Origin of the sequence: Olsenella profusa F0195, from assembly GCF_000468755.1 — a bacterium.
In the GTDB taxonomy this organism is placed as follows: Bacteria; Actinomycetota; Coriobacteriia; order Coriobacteriales; family Atopobiaceae; genus Olsenella_F; species Olsenella_F profusa.
The window spans coordinates 231353-255793 of record NZ_AWEZ01000045.1; the positions used below are offsets into that span (position 1 = coordinate 231353).

Consider the following 24441-nt stretch of genomic DNA (forward strand, 5'->3'; position numbering starts at 1 on the left):
AGTCACGTGTGATCTGCCCCAACTGCGGTACAAGCGTCCCGGACGATGCCGTGCGCTGCCCTGCCTGCCACGCCGACATGGGGCGGATCGCATCTGTGGTGCCCCCTCAGGGCACCTGGTGTCCCAGCTGTGGCTCCCTGGTCCCCGACGGCGAGGACGTGTGCCCGCACTGTGGCATGCCTGTCGCGCGTCCCAAGCATGCTCGCGCGTCTGACGTGTCGCGCCTCAAGATCGTGAGCGGCGAGGGGGAAGGTACCGACGCCGACGAGGCGCCCGCGGACGACACCGACGCCCCTCAACCCGACGAGGACGTTGCTGACGAGCGCTTTGAGAGTGAGGACACCGCCTTCGTGCCGCGCATCGTGAGCGCCCTGCCGGCCGAGCCCGTCTCGGGCAACGACGGGCTGCAGCGTGCCGGTGCGCTGCGCGTGCGCACCCTGGTGGTGGCCCTAGCGGCAGCGCTGCTCTTCGTGGGTGGCGGCGTGCTCTTCCTCACGCACCCCTGGGACCCCAACGCCTCCGACTCCCGCGCCAAGTCAGAGGCGGACACCTCCATGGCGGGCTTTCCCGGCATCGTGACGGAGCTCAAGGGCCAGGATGGTGGTTCCACGGATGCCGGCGAGGTGGAGAGTGGCGATGCCACCACCTACAGGAAGCTCAGCGATGTGTATGGTCGGCTCAAGGATCTCGAGGAGCGTGCCGATGCGGACGAGCAGAGCTACCGGACGCTTGCGGCCACCGCAGACTCAGACGAGCGCACGAATGCCCGAAACGAGGCCTACCAGCTCTCCCTCGACGTGAGCAACCTCATATCGAGCCTCTCGGACATCGATGTCACGTCGGGGACCTACGCCGACGACCTCGATAACATGAAGACCCTTGCCAATTGGCTCCGCAACCGCACCGATGTGCTGAACAGCGCCTGGAAGAAGGCCATGCAGATGGCGAATCCTTCCTCCCATGCGCAGGAGATCGATGGCTATCTGCGCGACGGCGACTCGTACAAGAGGCAGTTCGACGAGCACTACGACGGATGGAAGCCCCAAGAGAAGTAGGTGGGCCCTGGTGGGTCTGCCGAATGTGTGAAATAATATCGCTGCTGATAGAATGAATCGGATGAATGCACCCAGAAACGTCGCATGCTCATGAGGGGAGGGCCTATGGGTCTCTGTGGGAACAACGCGCTCCATACACCCAGCTATACGCCCACGGGTGCCGAGGTCGCCGTCTTCAGGACCTCGAAGGGCGAGATCCGTGCTCGGCTCGACGCCGAGGGCGCGCCCATCCATGTGGCAAACTTCTGTGAGCTTGCGTCCGCGGGCTTCTACGATGGGCTCAAGTTCCATCGCTACGTACCGGGCTTTGTCATCCAGGGAGGCTGTCCCACCACGCGCGCGATGTCGTGCGAGGATGTGGCGGCTGGCCGGCCCGGCCCCGATGGGATGCCCGGCACGGGTGGCCCTGGCTACTCCATACGGCAGGAGTTCTCCACCAACCCCCGCAACAGCCACGATGACGGGGCGCTTGCCATGGCGCGCTCCCAGGACCCTGACTCCGCGGGTTCGCAGTTCTACTTCTGCCTGGGGCCCCAGCACGCGCTGGACTTAGGCTACACCGTCTTCGGACAGACCATCGCTGGCCTCGACGTCATCTCCCGGCTCCGTGCGGGCGACGTCATCGAGTCCGTGCGCATCGAGCAGGCCTAGCGCCCAGGAACACCCATACGGGAGGTTTTGATCGTGAATCAAGAGAAATTCGAGGCAGGCAAGGCAGCCTATCAGCAGGGGGACATCCTTTCGGCCGCGCAGCTCCTCGCGGAGGCCAAGGACCCCGGCGAGGTCTCCGGTGCCATCGATCACATGCTGGGCAACTGCATGATGCGGCTCAACCGCTTTGACGATGCCGCCCGCGACTATGCCGATGCGCTGCATGACGCCTCCTATGGTCACAAGGGTGCCCTCTCCTGCAACAGGGGCCGCGCGCTTCTGGCCGCGGGCAGGCCCCAGGAGGCCGTCGCGGCCCTCGTAGTGGCCACCAAGGACGAGTCCTATAGGACGCCCTACAAGGCCTACACGGCCCTGGGCAACGCCAACCGGGCCCTGGGCAACATCCGCGATGCGGCGGTCGCCTTCAGGAGCGCCGCCATCGACGAGGCCAACCCCAATCCCTCGCGCGCCCTCCAAGACCTGGGTGGCTGCTTCCTGTCACTGGGGCGTGCGGTCGATGCCGTCGAGGCCTATCGCACCGCCCTCGACTTCGTGGCGGCGAGCGACGAGAAGTCCGCCATCTATGCCGATCTGGGCTTGGCATACGTGGCCGCCAACCGCATGAGCGAGGCCGTCGATTCGTTTGGCCATGCCCTCGCGACGCCGGGCTTCACGCTGAGGCCCGAGGCGCAGGCCGCCTATGAGGCCGCGCGCAAGTCCGTCGATGCCGCCGATGGGGGAGACCCATCCGAGACCGACGCCTTCCTGGCGGCCGCCGGCTACGCAGGCGCCAACGCCATCGACCCGCTCGACCCCACGGGCAAGACGGGCGAGGTCATGCCCTCACCCGAGGACACGGGCTTCTTCTCCATCAGCGAGGAGGACATCGTCGCCCAGGCCAAGAGGGAGCGCAAGGCCAGGCGCAAGCACGGCCATCGTGGCCTCAGGGTGTTCCTGGTCATCCTCATCCTGCTGGTGCTCGCCGCCGCCGGTGCGGGCTACGCCTACTACCGTGGGTATGGCTGGCCCACCCAAGAGAGCGTCGTCCAGGGCTTCTTCCAGACCACCGCGAATGGCGGCGACGTCTCGCAGTACGTCGCCTCGAGCGTCTCGAGCGATGACCGCGAGCAGATGAGGCGGCTTCTGCCCACCTCAGGGTCGAGTGTCGAGATCAAGGGCCAGGACCAGTCCATGCAGTCCTCCACCATGATCGTGAGCGTCAAGCTGCCTGCCGGTGGCGAGCAGCAGTACAAGGTCGAGCTCAAGCGTGATGGCATCGGCTGGAAGATATCCGACATCTCCACCGTGTATGCGTCGCAGGGCTCTGATTCGCCCAGCATTTCGGACGCGCCGTCTGCGCAGGGCGGCGCTCAGGCTGGTACCATATCGTCGAATGGCACATCCGACGACGGCGGCTCTGGCAACGGCAACGACTAGGATCCTGGAGCCCGGGGCACCCCGGCCCGTGATTGGAAATGTGAGACATGTCGATTCTCGATTCCCTCTTTGGCGAGTATGACGGCGATCTGGCAATCGACCTCGGTACGGCCAACACGCTGGTGGCCGCCCGTGGCCAGGGCATCGTGCTCAACGAGCCCTCCGTGGTCGCCATCGACCAAAGCGCGGATCGCGTGCTCGCCGTTGGCGCGGATGCGAAGCGCATGATCGGCCGCACGCCTGGCTCCATCATCGCCGAACGGCCCCTCAAGGACGGCGTCATCGCCGACTTCGACGTCACCGAGGTCATGCTTCGCTACTTCATCGAGAAGGCGCGCGGCGTACGTCGCTATCCGTGGTCACCGCGCCCGCGCGTCGTTGTCTGCGTGCCCTCGGGCGTCACGTCCGTGGAGAAGCGTGCCGTGTTCGAGGCCACCATCTCGGCAGGCGCCCGCCAGGCCTACCTCATCGAGGAGCCCATGGCCGCCGCCATCGGTGCCGACCTGCCCATCGAGGACCCCACGGGCTCCATGGTCGTAGACATCGGCGGTGGCACCACCGAGGTGGCCGTCATCGCCATGGGCGGCATCGTGGTCTCACAGTCCATCCGCACTGCGGGGGACGAGTTCGACCAGACGATCCTCGAGCACGTCCGTGACGCGTACAACCTCTCCATCGGCGAGCGGACGGCCGAGGACATCAAGATCAAGGTTGGCTCGGCGGCGCCCCTTGCCGAGGAGCTGGACGTTGAGGTCAACGGTCGCGACGTGCTTACGGGCATGCCCAAGACGGTGCGTATCGAGTCCGAGGAGATTCGCCGCGCGCTCGACAGGCCTCTCGATGAGGTCACGAAGGCTGTCAAGGACGCCCTCGACGTGACGCCACCCGACCTGGCAAGCGACCTCATGTACTATGGCGTGCTCCTCACGGGCGGCGGAGGGCTCCTGCGCGGGCTCGACCAGCGCCTGCGAGACGAGACGGGCGTCCCCGTCAACGTGAGCCCCACCGCGCTCGAGAACGTCGTCAACGGATGTGCCAAGGTCCTCGAGGCCAATGCACTGTCTGGCGGCTTCGTCCAGAGCGCCAACCTGTAACGGGAGCGACCATGGCTTTCTTTGGCTCTGGGCGTGACGAGGCACCAGGGATCAAAAGGCGCGATTCGGGATCAGGTGGCAGGCTGTTCATCATGCTTGTCATCGTGTCCCTCGTCATGTTCACGATGAGCGTGCGCGAGGACGGCTCGGGTGCCCTCACCACCGTCCGCGGTGCCTTCATGACGGTCACGACGCCCATTCGCATCGTGGGCTCCGTCGCGTCCCTTCCCTTTCAGGGCCTCGGCAACGTGTTCTCCAACCTGACCGCGAACCAGGAGTCGCTTTCCGACCTCAGGGCAGAGAACGAGAGGCTCGCGAGCAGGAATGCCGAGCTCGAGGAGGAGGCACAGGCAGCCACGCGCCTGCAGCAGCTCCTCGAGCTCAAGAACGCGTACAACCTTCAGAGCCAGGCCGCTCGCATCATCTCTGCGTCCACGGACTCCTGGACGCGCACGGTCGTCATTGACAGGGGGACGAGCTCGGGCCTGGCCGTGGGCATGCCCGTCACCGACGCGGGTGGTGCCATCGGCCAGATCATCGAATGCGATGCGGCCTCCTCGACGGTACGCCTCGTCACGGACGAGAACTCGGACGTCTCGGCCATGGTGCAATCCTCACGCGCCCAGGGCATGCTCAAGGGGTCCACCGATGGCACGCTGCACCTCACGCTCATCTCCACCGATCAAACGGTCAATGTGGGGGACACGATCGTCACGAGCGGGCTGGGTGGGGTGTTCCCCAAGGGGCTGCCCCTTGGCAAGGTCGCGAGCGTCAACCGTTCCGATGGCGCGCTCTACTATGACATCGAGGTCACCCCGGCCTCGTCGACGGAGAACTTCGAGGAGGTTCTCGTCATCACGTCGCTCACCGAGGAGCAGGAGGCCAGCTCGCAAGACATCGCCGAGGCCGACTCCCAGGATGCGGCCGTCGTGGGTGGCGACTCGTCCGGCAGCGATTCCCCCGCGTCCCCGGGTGCGTCGGGGACGGATGCCGCCTCGGGCCCCAAGCGCACGTCGGGACAGTAGGGGAGGGCAGCGTGCAGGTCAATGACTCTAACAAGCATCGACACGATGGCCTCATCCTCGCCATCGTGTGTCTTGTGCTGCAGGTGGGATTTGCGCCCTACCTCTCCGTCGCCAACGGGCACATCAACTTCGCGTTCATCTACTGCGCCATCGTCTCGCTCACCGTTGGTGGCCGCTTTGGCGTGGCGCTCGGCTTTGTGGCCGGCCTCGTCTTCGACCTCTGCACGACAGGTCCGATCGGCCTCATGGCGCTGCTGCTCACCATCGCCGCGTTCCTGATGGGGATGGAGAGCCGCAACCGCCTGCAGGACGACACCTCCGCCGCCATCATCCTCTTTGTGATCGTGTGCGCCGCCGTGAGCCTCGCCTACAACCTCGCCATGCTCCTCGTGGGCCAGGCTGCCTCCGTGGTTGACATGTTCGTGTACCGCAGCCTGCCCACCTTTTTCCTGACGTGCATCGCCTTCATACCGTTCGCGTACCTCTTTTCGCGTGGCCCCTCCCACCATGGCCCCCTTGGTGCCCGGCATACGCGCCATTCGGGCAGGTACAGTCTGGGTAGGCTCTAGGGGCGCATGGTGAGTCCCATCGTCATCGTCATAATCGTGCTCGTGGTTCTCCTCGTGGCGCTCATCGCGGCCTTCCTCCTCCTGGGGCGCCGCTCAGACGAGCACTTCAAGCTGGACATCGGCGGCGGTGTTCCCACGGCGTCGGGCGGCTCCGACACCTCCAGCGAGTCGGGCTTCAAGTCACGTCTGTCGGGGCTGCACGTCTTCTCTGGCTCCATTCTCGCGATCCTGCTGGCACGCCTGTGGTCCATGCAGCTTGTCTCCCAGGACGAGTACAGCGCACAGGCCGAGAGGAACCGTACGCGCACCATCTCGGTCACGGCACCGCGCGGCCGCATCCTCGATCGCAATGGCAAGGAGCTGGTCACCAACCGCGCCAGCCTCTGCGTCGTCGCCAAGTCCGACGTGGCTGACAACGACATGACCGTCACCCTTTTGGCCAACCTCATTGGCATGCCCCCCACGGCCGTACGCCGCAACATCCAGGACGCGACGGGTGGTGCGCAGAGCATGCGCACGGTGGCACAGGACGTCTCACGTCGCGTCGTTGCCTACATCGAGGCCCATCCGCACGTGTTTCCCGACGTGGAGGTCGTGCAACGCACGCAGCGGCTCTATCCCAGGGGCAGCCTTGCGGCGCATGTGCTCGGCTATACGGGCGCCATCACGTCCGACCAGGTGAAGGCCATGGGCTCATCAGACGATGGTTCCATAGCGTACGAGATGGGGGACACCGTCGGCCAGGCGGGCGTCGAGTATGAGTATGAGAGCGTGCTCCAGGGTGTCAAGGGCGAGCAGAACGTCTATGTGGATGCCGACGGCACCGTCCTCAGCTATGCCTCTGCGGTCGACCCACGCGCGGGCTCCGACGTGACGCTCACCATCGACGCAGACATCCAGGCCGCGGCCGAGAAGGCGCTGTCGGACCGGATCTCCAAGCTGCGCGCCCAGCACTCCGACTGCAACGGCGGCAGCTGCATCGCGATGGACGTCACCACGGGCGAGGTGCTTGCCATGGCAAGCTACCCCACGTACTCCCCAAACATCTTCGTGGGTGGCATCTCGGCGGATGACTGGGATGCGCTCTCCTCGGATGCGGCGAACAACCCACTGCTCAATCGTGCCATCTCCGGCCAGTATCCCTCGGCATCGACCATCAAGCCCCTCACGGCGCTGGCAGCCCTCAAGAACGGCATCGCCACGCCTGAGTCATCCTATTACTGCACGGGGTATTGGACGGGCTTTGGCAGTGGCTATGGCCAGTACTGCTGGAAGAAGACCGGGCATGGCGCCGTCAATGTGCAGACGGGCATCACCTACTCCTGCGACGTCGTCTTCTACGAGATCGGCAAGGGGTTCTACTACTCGGACGACCCGGAGGCACTGCAGGACACCCTGAGGCAGTGGGGGCTGGGCTCGCGTGAGGGCATAGACCTTCCCAACGAGGGCTACGGGCGCGTGCCCACGCCCGAATGGAAGGAGGAGTACTTCTCCTCGTCATCCGCGGACGCCCGCGCCTGGCAGGGTGGCGATGACACGAACCTCGCCATCGGCCAGGGTGACCTGCTCGTGACGCCGCTCCAGATGGCCTGCGTCTATGCGGGGCTCTCTTTGAGTGGCATCGTCTGGAAGCCCCACCTGCTCAAGTCCGTGCGTTCCGACGTGGGGTCGGGGAGCGTCATTGCGTACAGGAATCAGGTCAACTACCAGATAGATGTCGACAAGACGTATATCGACCTCGTGCATGCCGGCCTCAAGGGCGTCATCTACGATGAGTCCGAGGCGCAGGCGTCGCACTTCACGAACCTCTCGGTGCAGGTTGCGGGCAAGACGGGTACGGCCGAGGTGACCAATGGCACGCCCACGGGATGGTTTGTGGCGTACTGCCCCATCGACAACCCCCAGTATGTCGTCGCTGCCACCATCGAGCACAGTGGCTATGGCAGCGACGGTGCGCTCTATGTGGTGCGTGACGTTCTTGGTACCATATACGGTGAGCCCGACACCTCGACGGCCGTCGACTCGAGTGGGGTGAGGTAGCCCATGGCATCGGGATCCGACAACAATCTGGGCCATTCCCTAGGCACCGTCGTCCACGGCATCGCCACGGGCATCTCAGGCGCGCTCTCCAAGAACCTGAGGAGCCCACGCGTCTCCGCCGCCAGCTCCTCCCGCCGCTCCAACTTCTACCGGCCCCAGCTGCTTGCGGCGCTCGCGCTTACGATATATGGGGCGGTGGTCATCTGGTCGGCCTCCCTCACCATTCCCGCGGCATCGTTCCCGCGCCAGATGGCGGGCATCGTCATCGGCCTCATCCTCGCCCTGGGACTGTGGCGCTATGACTACCGCGCGCTTGTCAACATGTCCAAGGTGCTCTTTGTCATTGACTGCGCGCTCATGATCATGCCGCTGGTGCCAGGACTCAGCCATAACGTCAACGGGGCCACGGGCTGGGTCAAGGTGCCGCTCGTCCCCCTGACGTTCCAGCCGTCCGAGTTTGCCAAGATCGTCACGATCCTCCTCATGGCCTCCCTCGCGTCCGAGTACAACGGGCGCATGACTTCGTTGCGCGACTACGTCAAGCTCTGTGGCGTGCTGCTCGTCCCGTTCATGCTCATCCTGCTTCAGCCCGACCTCGGAACGGGTCTCATCGTGCTGGTCATGGGTGCTGCGATCATCATCTGTGCCGGTGCCAAGCGCAGTTGGGTGCTGGTGACGATCGCACTCATCGTGCTCTTTGCGACGCTCCTCATCGCCACCTCCGTGACGCCGGGACTGCCTCACGTGCTGAAGCAGTATCAGCTCAATCGACTCATCGTCTTCGTCGACCCCTCCGTCGATCCCTCGGGCAATGGCTACAACCTCCAACAGGCCAAGATTGCCGTGGGTTCCGGTGGCTTTCTGGGCAAGGGCATCGGCAACGCCTCCCAGGCGGGGAGCGGCTTTCTGCCCGAGGCGCAGACCGATTTCGTCTTTGCCCTGCTCGCAGAGGAATTCGGCTTTGTCGGAACCATCGTCCTTCTGGGCCTCTTCGGCATGCTCATCTTTTCGACCATCGCGCTCGCCCAGCGCGTCGAGGCTCCCTTTGGCAAGCTCGTGCTCGTGGGCATCGCGACGATGTGGTCCTTCCAGCTCCTGCAGAACGTGGGCATGTGCATTGGCATCATGCCCATCACCGGCATTCCGCTGCCCTTCATCAGCTTCGGCTCCTCGTCCATGATCATGCAGCTCATGACGGTGGGGCTGGTGCAGTCGGTATGGCACCACATTCCCAAGACGGCATAGGGGTGATCTCGTGACAAAGCGCAGGAGGAAGTCCGTGGCGCCCGGCCTCGTCGTTGATGCGCTCGGCACGGGCAGGCGCGTCTTCGCGAGGGCGGGGGAGGATGTCACCATCAGCGTGCTCGTCGACCCCCGCACGCCCGCATGGCTGGCCGCGGCGGTGAGGGACGTGCTCGTTCCCGAGCGGACGGGCGCCCATGTCGGCGTGCGCCCGCTGGGCACGGCGCCGCTGATGCCGGCAGGGGATGCGTGCATCGTGCTGTCCGCAGGGGCCCTGCCGCAGGTGGGGCAGACCACGACCCCGCTCTGTGTGCTCCTGCCGGCATCGCGGCGGGCGACACCCGTCGCGTCGCCGCAGGTGACGCCCATACCCTGTGCGGATGCGCGCCAGGTGGCGCCGTCGCTTGCCGCGTGGCTCCTTGCCGCCATGGCCCATCGCGAGCTTGCCCTGGCGGCGAGCTTCCCCTTCTGCCGTCCCGAGGCGACGCGCCGTTTCATCGCGCGCTGCGCCCGTGAGAATGCCGCCGTGGGTGCCCTGCCGCTCATCCCCGGTGCCGACATGCCGGTCATGACGGCCAATCAGCTGCGCATGGCCTTTGAGGTCCTGGCGGCGCATGGGCTGGAATCGGACGTTCGGGACGCGTTGGTGCTGGTGGGGGTCATTGGCGCTGGCCTCGTCTATCGGCAGGTGGCACGCAGGCTCCCACAGCCCACGGGACCCCTCGGTTGGGCGCTCAGGGGTGTCGTGGGCTATACGGGCAGCATTGTCACGGGCATGGCGCTTGGATGCATCGTCGGCCACGTGGTGGATGGGCGTCACCATGCCACGAGGGGTTGTGCCCGCCGAGCCGTGTGAGCGCAGGGCACGGTAAGCATGTGAAGGCCGATTGTTGTTGACGGGGCGCCTCTGCGCTGGTAACATCACTGGCTGTTGCACTTACAGGCACCAAGAAAGGTAGAACATGTACGCAATCGTTACCACTGGGGGCAAGCAGTATAAGGTTGCCAAGGGTGACGTCATCGACGTCGAGAGGCTCGATGCGCAACCTGGCGACGAGGTCAAACTTGACGTACTCATGCTGAGCGACGGCACGCAGACGGTCGCTGGCACTGCCGACCTCGGGAGGAAGAAGGTCACCTGCGAGGTGCTTGAGCACCTCAAGGACGAGAAGGTGCTCGTCTTCAAGCTCAAGAAGCGCAAGCGCTACCACCGCACCAAGGGTCATCGTCAGCAGCTCACCAGACTTGAGGTCTCCTCGCTGCCCCGCATGGCGGCCGCTTCGTCCGAGAAGCCCGAGTAACGTAGGCATAGAGACAGAGATAGGCAGGTACCGCTATGGCTCACAAGAAAGGCCAGGGCACTTCCCGCAACGGTCGTGACTCCAACTCCCAGCGTCTGGGCACCAAGGTCTTTGGTGGTCAGGCCATCAAGGCCGGCCAGATCATAGTCCGTCAGCGCGGCACTCACATCACCCCTGGGGAGAATGTGGGTCGTGGCAGGGATGACACCCTCTTTGCGCTTGCCGATGGCATCGTCGAGTTCAAGAGGGGCAAGAAGCACTACGTGCATGTGCGTACGACCGCCTAGTCCCTCCCATGTCTGATGAGTCTCCTCGGAGGCCCCTCCCGTGGCTATGTTTCAAGATGGGTACGCCTGCGCCTGCGGGCTTGTCATGACGAGGGCGTGCACCTACCCTATGCATAGGCACCACAGCGGCTCCCGGGTTGACCGGGAGCCTTTTTGTCCTCGCCATGGCCACGGCCATACCCCGTGCCCGCGCGGCCATCCGCCCCCTCAGAGAAAGGCACTGCCCCCATGGACAACGAACAGCGCGAGCCCCGCACCGTCACCACCAGCTCCAAGGATCGTTCGGGCAAGCTCGACGTGACCTCCCTGGTGCTCGTGGCCATCCTGCTGGCGGCGGGGTTCGTGCTTAACCTCACGGTAGGCAAGGCGCTGGCCATCACGGGCATCCAGCCCGAGTTCATCATCTCGGCCTACTGTCTCGCGACCATCATCCTCATCCCAACCGTTCCACAGGCGCTCGTGATTGCCGTGCTCGCGGCGACCGTCATCCAGGTCACCACGTCCATCCCGGGCGTGGAGTATCTCTGTGACCTACCCGCCATCCTGGTGATGTTTGCGTTCGCGCGCGCCGTGGACAGGAGGGGCAAGGCGTCCGTGCTGCCGTTCGTGGGCGCCTTTCTCACCACCACGGTCTCCGGCCTCATCTTTGCGGTCGTGGGCACCTTCGCCATGGGGGCTGACCCTGCGACTATCGCCCTCAAGCTCCCCATCGTCTTTGGCACGGCCTTGGCCAATGCCATCGTCGTGCAGGTGCTCTACCTGCCTCTCAAGAAGGCGGCAAAGCGATAGGGGTCATGTGTCGCCGCGGTGCGCGGGCGCCGCGGTGGCCTGTGACGGGAGGCGGTGGCTCGTACGGAGCGCGCAGCAACGATAGTCTCGCTCGACCGGGTGTCCTTTAGCTATGAGGGTGCCGCCCACGCTGCCCTGGATGACGTCTCCCTCACGGTGGCGCGCGGGGAGTTCCTGGGCATCATCGGTCCCTCCGGTGCTGGCAAGACGACGCTTACCCATGTGCTTTCGGGGGCGGTGCCGCATCACTTCTCCGGTACGTTCCAGGGCATCTGCACCGTAGACGGCCGGGACACCTGCACGGTGGGACTGACGGACGTCTCTCGGGTCCTGGGATCGGTCCTGCAGGACATCGATGCCCAGATGGTCGCCTCCAACGTCGAGGACGAGATGCTCTATGGGCTGGAGAACTTTGGTGTGCCCCATGGGGACATCCCCGCGCGCGTCTTGTGGGCGCTGCATGTCTGCGGCATCGCCGAGCTCTTGCATCGTGACATCTCGACCCTCTCGGGCGGGCAGAAGCAGAAGGTGGCCATCGCCGCCATCCTTGCGCTGCGACCACAGATCCTCGTGCTCGACGAGCCGACGGCGGCCCTCGATCCCGTGTCGTCACGCGCCGTGTTCGAGACGCTGCGCGAGCTCAACAACGACGAGGGCATCACGGTCCTTGTCGTGGAGCAGAAGGTCGCCCTGCTCGCGGAGTTCTGCTCGCGCCTCTGCGTGCTCGCGGACGGGCGCGTGGAGCGCATCGGCACGCCGCGCGAGGTGTTTGCGCACGCCGGCGAGCTGCGGCGTGTGGGTGTGGACAGCCCCCGTTCCACCCGCATCTCCAACAGGCTCGCATCGCTCGGTCTGCTTGCCGAGGGGGAAGTGTGTCTCACGCCACCCGAGGTCGAAGACGCCATCGCGCACGTGGTGGGGGAGGATGCGTCGGCGCCGTCCGCGGCGCAGCGGGGGAGCTCGCCCGCGTCGGTGGTACCTTTCGCCTCCTCCACGACATGCGACCCCGTGCTGTCCTTTGCGCAGGTGGGATTCGCCTATCCCGGCAACACGGCCTCGGTGCGGGGGCTCACCTTTGACGTGCGTCCCCAGGAGCTCCTTGCCGTCATTGGCCAGAACGGGGCGGGAAAGACCACCATGACCAAGCTCATGAATGGCCTTCTGAAGCCCGACGAGGGGTCGGTCACCATCTGTGGGCTTGACACGCGCCAGGTGCGTACCAGCGAGCTGGCCCAGCATGTCTCCACGCTCTTCCAGGATCCCAACCGCCAGATCTGCAAGGACACGGTCGTGGAGGAGGTCGCCTTCTCACTGGGCCTTCTGGGCATCGACCATGACGAGGCGCTGCGCCGCGCGGAAGATACGGTCGGGCACTTCTCGCTGCCGGGCGACGCCGCCCCCTTCTCACTGGGTCGGGGCCAGCGACAGATCGTGGCGCTCGCCTCAGTGGTCGTCACCAATCCGCGCGTCCTCATCCTGGACGAGCCCACCAGTGGCCTCGACTATCACGAATGCATGGTCGTCATGGATGCCGTCGAGGCGGCGCGCGAGCAGGGCTGTGCCGTCATCATGGTCTGTCACGACATGGAGGTCGTCTCCGACTTCGCCTCCCGCCTCGTCGTGATGGCGCAGGGGCGCATCGTGGCCGACGGGGACACGCGACGCGTGTTCTCCGATGACGCCGTCATGCGCCAGGCCTTCGTGGACGCCCCCGAGGTCATGCGCATCGCCCGTGCTCTGGACGCTCGAGTCTCCCCGGCGTTTTCGGGGGCCACGGAGGTATCGGACATCGTCTCCATCACGAAGGGGCTGGTGGGCTAGGTGACATCCGTTCTTGACTATCATGAGGGAACGACGCTCCTGCACCGGGCGAATCCCATCACCAAGGTCGCCTTTGCCGTCTGCGTCTGCGTGGCGACGCTCCTGGCAGGCGGCTACCCCATGCTCGTGGGTATCATCGTCCTGCTCGTGTTGGTGGGCGGCTATGCAGGCATCGCCTCGGACACGCTCAGGCTCCTGGGGGCCTTTGCCGGCTTGGGCACCCTCATGCTCGTCGTCCAGACGGCCCTCGTCCGCCAGGGCACGGTGCTCTTCCTCTGGGTCACCGACAGGGGGTTGGACATGGGCGCGCATGTGGCGCTCCGGCTCGTCGCCTTCGCCCTCCCGCTCGTGATGATGCTCATGGTGACGCGCCTGACGGATCTGGCCAACGCGGCCGTCGAGGTCCTGCACGTGCCCTATCGCTACGCCTTCACCATCACCACGGCACTGCGCTTCGTCCCCATCTTCTCGGAGCAGATGGGGCAGATCATGGAGGCCCAGACGGCGCGCGGCGTGGCATTCGACTCGCCCAACCCCCTCCGGCGACTGCGCCTCATGCTGCCCCTCATTGCGCCGCTGCTCATCTCGTCGGTCGCCAAGGCGGACGACACGGCGCTGGCGGCCGAGGAGCGCGGGTTCTACCTTCGCTCGCGCACGTCATCGAGCAGGCGCTATCCCTTTGGGATGCCGGACGTGCTGGTGGCATCGGCGGCGGTGGCCATCGTGACCCTGGGCGTCCTCTTCTAGTACCATGAGGGATGGCAAAGGAGGATGACGTGCCCACAAGCAGCTTTACTGACCTTGCTCGCATCAACGTGCGCGGCGGCGATGGTGGTGCCGGCTGCATGTCGTTCAGGCGTGAGGCCTTCGTGCCCAAGGGCGGCCCCGATGGTGGCGACGGTGGCACGGGCGGCAGCGTCTGCCTCGCGTGTGACCCTCAGCTCTCGTCGCTCGTGGACTATCGCTTCAAGCATCACTTCCGCGCAGGTCGCGCAACACATGGCCAGGGTGCGCGCCGGCACGGGCGCGATGGCGAGGACCTCGTGCTCAAGGTGCCCCAAGGCACGCAGGTGCGCGAGCTCGACCCTACGGCCATGGAACCCCTCTACGTGATAGCCGACCTCGTCACGCCGGGACAGCGCGTGTGCGTGGCACCGGGCGGCGCTGGTGGTAGGGGCAACATCCACTTTGTGACCTCGGTGCGCCGCGCGCCGGCTTTTGCCGAGAAGGGTGAGCCGGCACGCGAGCACTGGATCGAGCTGGAGATGAAGCTCCTGGCGGATGCGGCACTGGTGGGCATGCCATCGGTGGGCAAGAGCTCGCTCATCGCACGCATGAGTGCCGCCCGTCCCAAGATCGCCGACTATCCCTTTACCACGCTCGTGCCCAACCTGGGCATGGTGCGCGCCAAGAGCGGCCTCTCGTTCGTGGTGGCCGACGTCCCCGGCCTCATCGAGGGGGCGAGCGAGGGGAGGGGGCTTGGACATGAGTTCCTGCGCCACATCGAGCGCAGCGCCCTCATCCTGCACGTGGTCGATCTGACGGGCGGCTATGAGGGGCGCGATCCCGTGGCTGACTATCGAGTCATCAATCGCGAGCTGGCGACCCATGCCGAGACGCTCGCGGAGCGTCCTCAGATCGTGGTTGCCAACAAGTGCGACATGCCGGATGTCGAGGATGCGGCCGAGCGCCTGAGGATTGCCGCGGAGGCGGACGGGCGACCCTTCTTCACGGTCTCCGCCGTGACGGGTGCGGGCATGGACGAGCTGGTGGGTGCCTGCGCGCGCGAGGTGCACGATCTGCGTGCCGCCGACAGCGCGTCCGATGGTTCCGCGGAGCTGCTGGACGTGGCGGCCGAGCGCGAGCGCCGCCATCGCGACCGGCAGATCGTGGTCACGCGCGAGGAGCGCCACGTGTGGCGCGTCTCCGGTACGGACATCGAGCGCATGGTGGTTCAGACGGACTGGGAGAACGACGAGGCCGTCGTCTACCTCCAGCATCGCTTCGAGCGCTCGGGACTCAACGCAAGGCTCGTCGAGGCGGGGTGCGTTGCGGGAGACGAGGTGCGCATCCTTGGCCATGCCTTCGAGTACGAGGGGGAGGGAGCGGACGAGGCGGGCGGCGAGGACGTCCTGGCCCCCCAACCTGGGGATGGGACGGGAGAGGCGGACGGGCGGTGAGCTTCGACGTGTTCGACGAGCGCAACGTCATCGTCGTCAAGATAGGCTCCTCGACGCTTGTGGATGGGACCGGTGAGGTCGACCACGCCTTCATCGCGTGCCTGTGTGACCAGGTGGGCGGGCTTGCCCATCATGGCTACCGGCTCATCGTCGTCTCCTCGGGAGCCGTTGCCGCAGGCTTCCGTCGCCTGGGGCTCACGGAGCGTCCCACGGACACACCGAGCCTGCAGGCGTGCGCCTCGGCGGGGCAGGCCCTGCTCATTGATGCCTACGCCCAGGAGCTCGCACGCCATGGCCTTGGGTGCGGCCAGGTGCTGCTGACACGGCGCGATCTTGCCGATCGCCAGGGCTACCTCAACGCTCGCAACACCTTGGGTCGGCTCCTCGAGCTTGGGTCCATTCCCATCGTGAACGAGAACGATACGGTGTCGGTGGCCGAATTCACGTTTGGTGACAACGATATGCTGGGGGCCATCGTCTCCGCCAGCGTGAACGCCGATCTCTACGTGATCCTCTCCGATGTTGATGGGCTGTACAGCGCGAACCCCTCCCAAGATCCCTCCGCCCGGATCGTCCGCACGCTCGATCACGTGGACGCACGGGTCGAGTCCATGGCGGGTGGCACGGGTTCCCTGATGGGGACGGGTGGCATGCGCAGCAAGCTCCGTGCGGCACGGCTGACGTTGGCGGCCGGCGTCCCCACGGTCATCTGCCGCGGCCGGCAGGAGGGCATACTGTCCGCCGTCGTGCGCGGCGAGGCCGTGGGCACGCGCATCGAGGGCCCGTGCATGGGGGAGCACGAGAGGGCGCGCAAGCTTTGGCTGGCCTCCGCAGAGGTCCCGCATGGCTCGCTCACGCTCGACGAGGGCGCACGCGAGGCCGTGTGCAGCGAGGGGGCATCGGTTCTGCCCGTGGGCATCGCACGGGTGGCGGGAGGTTTCTCGGCCGGCGACGTCATCGACGTCCTTGCCACGGACGGCACGCTGTTGGGACGGGGGATCTCCGCCTACGACGCCAGGGACCTCAGGCGCTTTCGGGGCCTCAAGCTTGGCGTCATCGAGCGCTTCCTGGATGGCGAGGCAGCACAGCCGGCCATCCATCGCGACAATCTCTTGGTGTTCTAGGGGGTGCCATGGAGGATCAGGTTCTCGAACGGATCACGCAGGGTGTCATCGATACATCTGACCTGCCTCTTCTTGGGAGGGATCCCACGCGCACCTATCGTCTTGGCATCATGGGCGGCACCTTCGACCCCATCCACAACGGCCACCTCGTCGCCGCGGAGACGGCGTTCGACGAGCTCGGCCTCGATGTCGTCGTGTTCATGCCGGCGGGCATCCCCGCCTTCAAGCGGGACAAGCAGGTGAGCCTGGGATCCGACCGCTATGCCATGACCCTGCTGGCGACGTCAGACAACCCACACTTCCTGGTCTCCCGCTTCGAGATCGACCGCGAGGGCGTCACCTACACGGCAGACACGCTCGAACTGCTGCATGCCATGTATCCCGACAACGTGGAGCTCTACTTCATCACGGGCGCCGACGCGGTCGCAGAGATCGTCTCGTGGCGCAACGCCGACAAGATGGCCCGCCTCGCCTCGCTCGTTGCGGTGACGCGCCCGGGGTACGACCTCGCGCGCGCACAGCGGATCATAGACAGCTCGCCCTATGACTTCACGGTCATCTATCTCGAGGTGCCCGCACTTGCCATCTCCTCGAGCCATCTCAGGCAGCGCGTGAAGGCCCAGCAGAGCCTCCGGTACCTCACCCCGGATGCCGTGACGGGGTACATCCACAAGCATAGGCTGTACGGTGCGCGGAGCACGAGCTATGGACAGAGGGACGGTGAGTGATGCCTGTCTCCTATACGGTTGAGCAGCGGCGCTTCCTGGGGCGCATCGAACAGGCCCTGCGTGATCACATGCAGAGGGCCGAGCCGCGGCGCTACGAGCACTCGCTCTCGGTCGCGCGCACGGCCGAGGACATGGCCCTGCGCTACGCGCAGGATCCCTTCGAGGCACGTGTGGCAGGGACGTTGCATGACTGGGACAAGGTGCTCTCCAACGACGAGCAGCTTGCGCTCGCCCGTCGGCAGGGCGTCGATATGGGTGTCGACCTCGAGCTGGTGTGCCCCCTCCTGCATGGCATCACGGCGGCGGGGCACCTGCGTGAGGAGGTTCCCGGGCTCTCCGATGCGGTGCTGCGGGCCATCGCCCTCCACACCCTAGGCTCGACTGACATGCGGCCCCTTGACATGATCGTCTTCGTGGCCGACGCCATCGAGCCCCTGAGGCCCTCGAGCGAGGGCATCGACCAGGTTCGGGCCCTCGTGCGCGCCGGCGCCCCGCTCGCCGAGGCCTATGCCTCCTGCTTCTGCTCGGGCGTCGAGTACGTCATCCGCACGCGACGCTACCTCTACCCCAAGACGCTGGACATCTACAATCACCTGGTCCTCACCCGGCGCGAAGCCGCAAGGACCCACTAGGGAGGCATCACCATGGCCCAGACACCCCTCGCCATCGCTCGGGTTGCCGCCGCGGCGGCCGACGGCAGGAAGGCGACCGACATCGTGCTCATCGACCTCACCGGGATCTCGGATGTATGCGACTACTTCCTCATCTGTACGGTGGCCAACGGCCCCCAGATGGATTCCGTCCTCGAGGGCATCCGCGAGAGCGTGGCTGCCATCTGTGGCATCAAGCCCATCTCGACGGAGGGGCGCGAGGGCGGCACCTGGGTCGTCATGGATTACGGCCCGCTGGTGGCACACGTCTTCAAGCCTGAGGCGCGCGACCACTTCAGACTCGAGCGACTGTGGGGAGAGGCGCCACGGATTCCGCTCGATCTCAAGGGGGCGACGGCAGCGCCTGTCGGGAGCCTGGATGACGCCGTGGGGGAGCGCTGAGGGTGCCGAGGGGGCGCGTTGGGCCTAGCCCTTGCCCCGCATGGAGGAGGGGAGCGTGCTCGAGCTCTTGAGGCGCAGGTCACGTCCCATGCTGAGGGAGTCCCTGCCAAAGCGGGCGCGAATCTCGTCCTCGACGGCGCTCAGGCTGCGGCGCTGCTCCCGTAGCCTGCGGCTTTCTGCCTCAGGGGCATCCCGCTCCCCAAAGAGCGAGAGCTGGGTCTGCGTGGGGGCGGACAGCCTGCTCATCCCCACGCCCACGAGCCGCACGGGCTCCCCCTCAGCCCATACGCGGTCGAGCAACCTGCGTGCCACGGCACAGAACTCGTGTTCGTCGTCGGTGGGTTCCACGAGACGCTGCTGGGCCGTGTGGCCATGGGCATAGTCGGTCTTGAGCTTGAGCGTGACCACCGATCCCACGATGCCCTGTGCCCGCAGCCTGCGCCCTACGAGTGAGCCCACATGGTCTATGGCCGCCTCCACGGCGTCCCGTCCCTCAAGGTCATGGGCGAACGTCCGCTCGTTGGAGACGGACTTTGCGTCCTCGTGGTGGGTGACTGGCGGGACGGTGCTCGTCTCCCTGCCCGAGGCGCGGAGCACGAGCTTGGGTCCCATGCTGCCGAAGGTCCGCCTCATGGCCTCCACGTCCGCCGCGGCGAGCTGTCCCAGCGTATCGATGCCCATTCCCCTCAGCCGCCCTGCGGTGCGCGGGCCTATGCCGCTCATGGCACGGATGGGGAGTGGCGCCAAGAACTCAGCCGTCATCGATGGGGGGATCACGCACAAGCCACGCGGCTTTTCGCGCTCGGAGGCGACCTTTGCCACGGTCTTGTTGGCACCCAGCCCGATGGAGCAGGTGACTCCCAGCTTGGCCACGGAGGCCTGTATCCTCTGGCAGATGGCGATGGGGCTCTCGTTGGCATAGCGCCCCGGGGAGACGTCGAAGAAGGCCTCGTCGATGGAGACCTGCTCGATGAGGGGAGTCTCCCGCTCGATGAGAGCCATCACGCGGTGCGACACGGCCCGATAGCGGTCGAAGTGGCCGCATGTCCAGATGGCGTCGGGGCAGAGCCTGCGCGCCTGTGCCGAGGGCATGGCCGAGTGCACCCCATACGGCCTCGCCTCATAGGATGCCGTGGAGACCACCCCCCTGCTCCCGGCGTCCCCACCCACGATGACGGGCTTGCCGCGCCATGCGGGATGGTCGAGCTGCTCGACGGAGGCGAAGAAGGCATCCAGGTCGAGCAGGCCGATGGCCGGTCCCGACCAGGAGGCGCGTGGTGTCGTGGTGTGCGTGGAGCTGCCCATGCCCCCAGTCTACCCAAGGAGCTAGATGGTCGGTAGCCTCACGGTGAAGGTCGTGCCCTGCTCCCTTGTGCTCGTTGCGCCTGCCGTACCCCCATGGGCCTCGACGATACCCTTGGCGATGGAGAGCCCGAGGCCGAACCCGCCGGGCCCATCGCCCTTGGTGCGCGATGCGTCCGCACGATAGAAGCGGTCGAAGATGTGGGGCAGGTCCTCGGGGGGGATGGGCGTGCCACGATTGGTGACGCTGAGCTGCACCACCGATGCCCTGTGGTGATGCTGTGGGGCGAGCGTCACGGCGATCGTCGTGTTGGGTGCCGCATACTTGCAGGCGTTGTCCAGAAAGATCCTCACGACGCGGCCGAGCCATTCGGCGTCGCCCCTCACATGGATGCCGTCGGTGCTCGTGAGATCGATGACACAGCCCTTCTCGAAGGCGACGGCATCAAACTCCAGGGCAGACGATTCGACGAGCTCCGAGAGGTCTATGTCGTCGTGCCTGAAGGCGAACTCGGCCCCGTCGATGCCCTCGTCCGTGCGTTCGAGCTGGAGGAGCTCACCGATGAGCTCACGCATGAAGTGGGATTCCTGGGCCGTGCTCTCTATCCAGCGTCGCTCCCGTTGGGGGACGTCCGGCGATCTCTGGAGGATCTCGGTGTTGGCGATGATGACGGCGAGCGGCGTCTTGAGCTCGTGGGAGGCGTCTCCCACGAAGCGGCGCTGCTGTTCCATGGACTGTCTGACGGGTATGAGGGCCCAGTCCGCGAACGAGAAGGCGATGATGATGACGGCGCCCAGCGCCAGGGCGAAGGCGATGCCGTTTCGTATGGCCTGATAGCGCCATGCCGAGTGTACGTCGGAGGTGTTGACCATGACGATGCGCTTGCCGCCCGAGTCGCCGAGGTCCTTTGACTTCCATGCGATCTGCGCATCGGAGAGATAGCCCTGGTTGGTGCCGCTTGAGAGTGCCTCGCCAATCACCTGGTCGAGCGTGCCCGCATCCATGGACTGGGGGAGCTTGGACGTCTGCAGCACCACGCCATCGCTGGCGACCTCGACGCCCATGACGAGCATGCCCGATCCCAAGCGCTGGTCGCCCTCCACGGCACCGCCCACGATCTGGGAGTTGTCGAGGGGGGAGTCCATGGCCCAGTCGAGGGCCTGGTCGATGGCGCGCTGGTAGGAGGTGTAGACGGTGATGAGCGAAGAAACCAGGACGCCCGTGAGCACGAGTCCCACGAGCGTCACCATGGCAATGACGAGCTTTCTCTTGAGCGATGCGAGCATCGTGCCCCTCTGCTGCCTGGCTACCGGCCGCTATTTTGCGCCGAAGTCCTCGAGACGGTAGCCAAGCATGCGTAGCGTCGTGATCTGCACCTTGGATTTGAGATGCGCGATCTTCTTGCGCAGGAAGGAGATGTAGGCCTCGACGGAGTTCTCGGAGGCATCGCCACTCGTGCCCCACACGTGCGTGAGGAGGTCCTGCTTGGAGACGACGCGCGCATTGGAGCTCATGAGCATCTCCATGACGGCGAACTCCTTGCCGGAGAGGTGGACGCTGTTGTTGCCACAGGAGAGGTCGTGCGCCGTGAGCTCGAGCTTGAGGTCGGCAAACGTGACCTCGTCGATGACCATCTCGCCCTGGCGCCTGGTGAGGGCGCGCACGCGGGCGAGCAGCTCAGGGGACTCGAAGGGCTTGGTCATGTAGTCGTCGGCGCCGGCGTCGAGGCCGCGCACCTTGTCGTTGGTGGTGGTGCGGGCGGTCAGCATGAGGATGGGGATGGAGTTGCCCTCCGCCCGCAGTCGCTTGGTCATCTCGATGCCGTCGAGCACGGGGAGCATGACGTCAAGGACGATGGCGTCGTACATGCCCGTCTCGGCCTCCTTGAGGCCCTCTTCGCCGTCATAGGCCGCCTTGGTGTTGAACCCCTCGTCCTTCAGTATGTGCACGATGGCGTCGGCAAGATTCTTCTCGTCTTCGACCACAAGAATGTTCATAGGACCCTCCTTTGGTCTATCAGGAACTTGAAATCCATGGTACTCATTCATAGCACAAGTCTCTTTGTGACAAGGCTACATATGACCATACGTCACGTAGATAGCTTTTCCTTGGGACGTACCTTAAAGACGGCGGAACATCCCCGTGTGTAATTCTGGTTCTTGCAAACTCTGTCTTGCGCCTGTTCGCGCATGACGTATCATGTAGAGCTGCTTGTGTGGTACTGCGGCGCCCCACCTATCCAGCAGACGCGCCGCACGATAGAAGGAGTCCTACGTTGGCAGTCAAGATCCGTCTCTCCCGTCATGGCGCCAGGAAGCGTCCGTACTACCGCGTTGTCGTCGCTGACGGCCGCATGCCGCGTGATGGTCGCTACATCGAGCTCGTTGGTCGCTATGACCCTCTGACCGACCCTAAGACCGTCGACCTTGACGTCGAGAAGATCGACGAGTGGATTGCCAGGGGCGCCCAGCCCTCCACCACCGTCTCTCACCTCATCGACATCGCGAGAGGTGGCGCCCCCGCACCCGAGAAGAAGCGGAAGCTCTCCAAGAAGGCCGCTGCAGCCAAGAGCGCGGAGTAGGCATCGTGGCTGACCAGAGCGTCGAATCCGGCATGGCCGGGGTCGCGACCCCATCCTCCGAGCTGCCGTCTGACCAGGTGGCCGACCTTGTCGAGTACATCGTATGCGGCTTGGTGACGGACGAGGGGGCCGTCTCGTTGGACGTCACGGATGGCGAGGGCTCCTCCCTGATAGAGATCAGCTGCGCCACGGATGATGCCGGGCGTGTCATTGGCAGGCGTGGTCGCACGATCAAGGCCATACGGACCTTGGCGCGGGCGCTCGGATCGCGCGTTGGCACCTCCGTCGAGGTGGAGGTGCGGGGGTAGCTTGTGCGTACGCGTTATTGGACCATAGCCCGCATTGGCAGGACGCATGGCAGAGATGGGGAGGTCGTGGCAGGTGTTGTCCACAGCCTCTCCCCCCATCTGCATGAGGGTCTGCGCGTATGGCTCGTGCCACCCCGCCTCAAGGGGCCACGGACGCTTGTGATCACGGGCGTCGCGGCACAGGGCGAGCGCCTGAGGCTCTCCCTCTCGGGCGTCACCGACATGGATGCCGCCTCCCACCTCGTTGGCCGCTCGCTACTCGCACGTGAGGATGACCTGCCCGGCGACCTGGGCCGGGACGACCTGCGTGTCGTGATGGGCAGGGAGGTTGTCGACGAGGCCCGCGGCGTGGTGGGCACCATCGAGGACGTATTCGAGACGCCCGCAAACGACCTGTGGTCCGTGCGCGGACCCTATGGCGAGGTGCTCGTGCCCGTCGTAGGGGACATCGTCATGGGACAGGACGAGCAGGGAAGGTGGCTGGTGCGACTTCCAAGGGGGCTGGTGGAGGTGAATGCCTCGTGATGCTTGAGGCGCTGTCGGTGGTTCCCCAGGTCTTTGACTCCTATGTCAACGAGTCCATACTGGGGCGTGCCCGCAGACGGCATATCTTCGACTTCGAGGCCTATGACCTCAGGGATTGGACGCACGACCGTCACAACACGGTGGACGATGCCCCCTTTGGCGGTGGCCAGGGCATGCTCATGAAGTGCGAGCCGGTCTTCGAGGCTGTCGAGGATCTCTCGAGCAGGGGCCCATCCCATCCCCATGTGGTGTTCCTTTCCCCCTGTGGGCGCGCCTTTGACGAGCGTCGTGCCGAGCGGCTCGCATGTGAGGAGCGCATCCTCCTTGTGTGCGGACGCTATGAGGGCATGGACGAGCGAGCCTATGCGTTGGCGGACGAGACGCTCTCCCTGGGGGACTTTGTCCTGACGGGTGGGGAGCTTGCCGCGCTCGTGGTGATCGATGCCGTCGTGCGCCTCCTGCCGGGGACGCTCGGTGACGAGATGAGTTCCAAGGACGAGTCCTTCTCGGAGGGGCTCCTCGAGTATGCTCAGTACACGCGCCCCGCCACGTTCAGGGGCATGTCCGTTCCCGACGTCCTGCTCTCTGGCGACCACGGCGCGGTGGATGCGTGGCGGCGCAGGAGTGCCCTCGAACGTACGGCCCGCTGGCGCCCCGATCTTTTGGAAGGGGCATCCCTCACGGATGAGGAGCGGGCGTTTGTGGCATCGGTGGGGACGGCACCCTAGGGGGTGGGCTAGGATGAGGCATGACAGGCAGCATGAGACGGAGACGCCCGCGGACGGCGGGGCACTCTGGTGGCTGGTGACGGTGGGCGGCACCGTGCTCGTCATGTGGCTGCTCTTCACCTTCGTCCTTGGCGTCTTCTATGTTCCCTCGGGATCCATGCTCGATACCATCCAACTGGGGGACCGTGTGGTGGGGGAGAAGGTCTCCTATCGCTTCGGTGCGCCTCGTCAGGGTGACGTCGTCACGTTTCTTGACCCTGCGGGCTCGGGGGAGACGCTCATCAAGCGCGTCATCGCCATGTCGGGCCAGACGGTCGACCTCAGGGGCGGCACGGTGTATGTGGACGATCAGGCATGCGACGAGAGCTATACCGAAGGCAGGGCCTCCATGCCGCTGGAGGAGCATGCCAGCAATCTCTCTGGTCCCATCTCCTATCCCTACGTGGTGCCTGATGGCTGCATCTGGGTCATGGGGGACAACCGCACCAACTCGCTCGACTCACGCTACTTTGGTGCCGTCCCCATCGCGAGCGTGACATCGCGCGCCATACTCATCTATTGGCCCTTTGACGACCTCCGCACCCTCTAGCGGAGGGGGAGA

The 24441-nt window shown here is 65.5% G+C and carries 27 protein-coding genes; 24 read left to right on the forward strand and 3 right to left on the reverse strand.

All coding sequences use genetic code 11. From position 1 onward, the window contains the following. The first annotated feature begins 8 nt into the window (after positions 1-8). The 19 genes from HMPREF1316_RS06775 (at position 9) to rsfS (ending at position 18395) form a co-directional block, all read left to right on the forward strand. A complete protein-coding gene (locus HMPREF1316_RS06775) occupies positions 9-1055 on the forward strand; it encodes a zinc ribbon domain-containing protein (protein ID WP_021726150.1) in 1047 nt (348 codons plus the stop codon). 105 nt (positions 1056-1160) lie between these two features. Continuing rightward, positions 1161-1706: a peptidylprolyl isomerase gene (locus HMPREF1316_RS06780; protein ID WP_021726088.1), complete on the forward strand. Its 546-nt coding sequence runs from the start codon at positions 1161-1163 to the stop codon at positions 1704-1706. A 33-nt stretch (positions 1707-1739) separates the two neighbouring features. Further along, positions 1740-3143 carry a tetratricopeptide repeat protein gene (locus tag HMPREF1316_RS06785; RefSeq protein ID WP_021726013.1) on the forward strand — a complete coding sequence of 468 codons (1404 nt, stop codon included), beginning with the start codon at positions 1740-1742 and terminating at the stop codon, positions 3141-3143. A 47-nt stretch (positions 3144-3190) separates the two neighbouring features. Then, positions 3191-4237: a rod shape-determining protein gene (gene mreB / locus HMPREF1316_RS06790; RefSeq protein WP_021726092.1), complete on the forward strand. Its 1047-nt coding sequence runs from the start codon at positions 3191-3193 to the stop codon at positions 4235-4237. An 11-nt stretch (positions 4238-4248) separates the two neighbouring features. Continuing rightward, positions 4249-5262, forward strand: a complete 1014-nt coding sequence (mreC, locus tag HMPREF1316_RS06795; RefSeq protein ID WP_021726206.1) for a rod shape-determining protein MreC — start codon at positions 4249-4251, stop codon at positions 5260-5262. Positions 5263-5273: 11 nt separating this feature from the next. Further along, positions 5274-5831: a rod shape-determining protein MreD gene (gene mreD, locus HMPREF1316_RS06800; RefSeq protein ID WP_021726158.1), complete on the forward strand. Its 558-nt coding sequence runs from the start codon at positions 5274-5276 to the stop codon at positions 5829-5831. 6 nt (positions 5832-5837) lie between these two features. Next, positions 5838-7871 (forward strand): penicillin-binding protein 2, encoded by a 2034-nt coding sequence (mrdA, locus tag HMPREF1316_RS06805; protein ID WP_021726135.1) that lies wholly within the window; start codon positions 5838-5840, stop codon positions 7869-7871. A gap of 3 nt (positions 7872-7874) precedes the next feature. Next, positions 7875-9116, forward strand: coding sequence for an FtsW/RodA/SpoVE family cell cycle protein (locus HMPREF1316_RS06810; protein ID WP_021726132.1), 1242 nt, complete (start codon positions 7875-7877; stop codon positions 9114-9116). 10 nt (positions 9117-9126) lie between these two features. Beyond that, on the forward strand, positions 9127-9969 hold the full coding sequence (locus HMPREF1316_RS13235; RefSeq protein WP_021726181.1) for a hypothetical protein: 843 nt from the start codon (positions 9127-9129) through the stop codon (positions 9967-9969). Between the two features lie 106 nt (positions 9970-10075). Further along, on the forward strand, positions 10076-10414 hold the full coding sequence (gene rplU / locus HMPREF1316_RS06825; protein ID WP_021726253.1) for a 50S ribosomal protein L21: 339 nt from the start codon (positions 10076-10078) through the stop codon (positions 10412-10414). Positions 10415-10449: 35 nt separating this feature from the next. Next, positions 10450-10701: a 50S ribosomal protein L27 gene (gene rpmA / locus HMPREF1316_RS06830; RefSeq protein ID WP_021726043.1), complete on the forward strand. Its 252-nt coding sequence runs from the start codon at positions 10450-10452 to the stop codon at positions 10699-10701. Positions 10702-10929: 228 nt separating this feature from the next. Next, complete coding sequence (locus tag HMPREF1316_RS06835) at positions 10930-11490, forward strand: hypothetical protein (RefSeq protein ID WP_021726023.1); 561 nt, start codon at positions 10930-10932, stop codon at positions 11488-11490. Positions 11491-11544: 54 nt separating this feature from the next. After that, positions 11545-13311: an ABC transporter ATP-binding protein gene (locus tag HMPREF1316_RS06840; protein ID WP_021726133.1), complete on the forward strand. Its 1767-nt coding sequence runs from the start codon at positions 11545-11547 to the stop codon at positions 13309-13311. Then, positions 13312-14058: an energy-coupling factor transporter transmembrane component T family protein gene (locus HMPREF1316_RS06845; protein ID WP_021726191.1), complete on the forward strand. Its 747-nt coding sequence runs from the start codon at positions 13312-13314 to the stop codon at positions 14056-14058. It begins immediately after the preceding gene. Positions 14059-14069: 11 nt separating this feature from the next. Next, positions 14070-15491 carry a GTPase ObgE gene (gene obgE, locus HMPREF1316_RS06850; protein ID WP_021726243.1) on the forward strand — a complete coding sequence of 474 codons (1422 nt, stop codon included), beginning with the start codon at positions 14070-14072 and terminating at the stop codon, positions 15489-15491. Continuing rightward, entirely contained in the window at positions 15488-16615 is a 1128-nt protein-coding gene (proB, locus tag HMPREF1316_RS06855; RefSeq protein WP_021726011.1) for a glutamate 5-kinase, read from the forward strand. The genes obgE and proB overlap by 4 nt, the downstream gene beginning before the upstream one ends. An 8-nt stretch (positions 16616-16623) precedes the next feature. Beyond that, positions 16624-17343 (forward strand): nicotinate-nucleotide adenylyltransferase, encoded by a 720-nt coding sequence (gene nadD / locus HMPREF1316_RS06860; RefSeq protein ID WP_021726256.1) that lies wholly within the window; start codon positions 16624-16626, stop codon positions 17341-17343. Beyond that, positions 17343-17975 carry a bis(5'-nucleosyl)-tetraphosphatase (symmetrical) YqeK gene (yqeK, locus tag HMPREF1316_RS06865; protein ID WP_021726233.1) on the forward strand — a complete coding sequence of 211 codons (633 nt, stop codon included), beginning with the start codon at positions 17343-17345 and terminating at the stop codon, positions 17973-17975. The genes nadD and yqeK overlap by 1 nt, the downstream gene beginning before the upstream one ends. Before the next feature lie 12 nt (positions 17976-17987). Further along, a complete protein-coding gene (gene rsfS / locus HMPREF1316_RS06870) occupies positions 17988-18395 on the forward strand; it encodes a ribosome silencing factor (RefSeq protein ID WP_021726101.1) in 408 nt (135 codons plus the stop codon). A gap of 24 nt (positions 18396-18419) precedes the next feature. Here rsfS and dinB read toward each other — a convergent pair whose 3' ends face one another. The 3 genes from dinB to HMPREF1316_RS06885 are packed head-to-tail and all read right to left on the reverse strand — an operon-like array spanning position 18420 to position 21695. Continuing rightward, positions 18420-19700, reverse strand: coding sequence for a DNA polymerase IV (gene dinB, locus HMPREF1316_RS06875; protein WP_021726235.1), 1281 nt, complete (start codon positions 19698-19700; stop codon positions 18420-18422). 21 nt (positions 19701-19721) lie between these two features. Further along, positions 19722-20984: a sensor histidine kinase gene (locus tag HMPREF1316_RS06880; RefSeq protein ID WP_021726156.1), complete on the reverse strand. Its 1263-nt coding sequence runs from the start codon at positions 20982-20984 to the stop codon at positions 19722-19724. Positions 20985-21014: 30 nt separating this feature from the next. Beyond that, positions 21015-21695 (reverse strand): response regulator transcription factor, encoded by a 681-nt coding sequence (locus HMPREF1316_RS06885; protein ID WP_021726117.1) that lies wholly within the window; start codon positions 21693-21695, stop codon positions 21015-21017. A gap of 278 nt (positions 21696-21973) precedes the next feature. Between HMPREF1316_RS06885 and rpsP the strand changes: the two genes are divergently transcribed. From rpsP to lepB, 5 genes are read left to right on the forward strand one after another with little or no spacing between them, the layout of a single operon-like run. Beyond that, positions 21974-22279 carry a 30S ribosomal protein S16 gene (gene rpsP / locus HMPREF1316_RS06890; RefSeq protein WP_021726258.1) on the forward strand — a complete coding sequence of 102 codons (306 nt, stop codon included), beginning with the start codon at positions 21974-21976 and terminating at the stop codon, positions 22277-22279. Between the two features lie 32 nt (positions 22280-22311). Beyond that, on the forward strand, positions 22312-22587 hold the full coding sequence (locus HMPREF1316_RS06895) for a KH domain-containing protein (RefSeq protein WP_040651756.1): 276 nt from the start codon (positions 22312-22314) through the stop codon (positions 22585-22587). A 3-nt stretch (positions 22588-22590) separates the two neighbouring features. Then, on the forward strand, positions 22591-23112 hold the full coding sequence (locus HMPREF1316_RS06900) for a ribosome maturation factor RimM (protein ID WP_040651673.1): 522 nt from the start codon (positions 22591-22593) through the stop codon (positions 23110-23112). Next, positions 23109-23840, forward strand: coding sequence for a tRNA (guanosine(37)-N1)-methyltransferase TrmD (gene trmD, locus HMPREF1316_RS06905; RefSeq protein WP_021726020.1), 732 nt, complete (start codon positions 23109-23111; stop codon positions 23838-23840). Before HMPREF1316_RS06900 ends, trmD begins: the two co-directional genes overlap by 4 nt. Positions 23841-23853: 13 nt before the next feature. Beyond that, a complete protein-coding gene (lepB, locus tag HMPREF1316_RS06910) occupies positions 23854-24429 on the forward strand; it encodes a signal peptidase I (protein ID WP_021726064.1) in 576 nt (191 codons plus the stop codon). Positions 24430-24441: the final 12 nt, after the last annotated feature.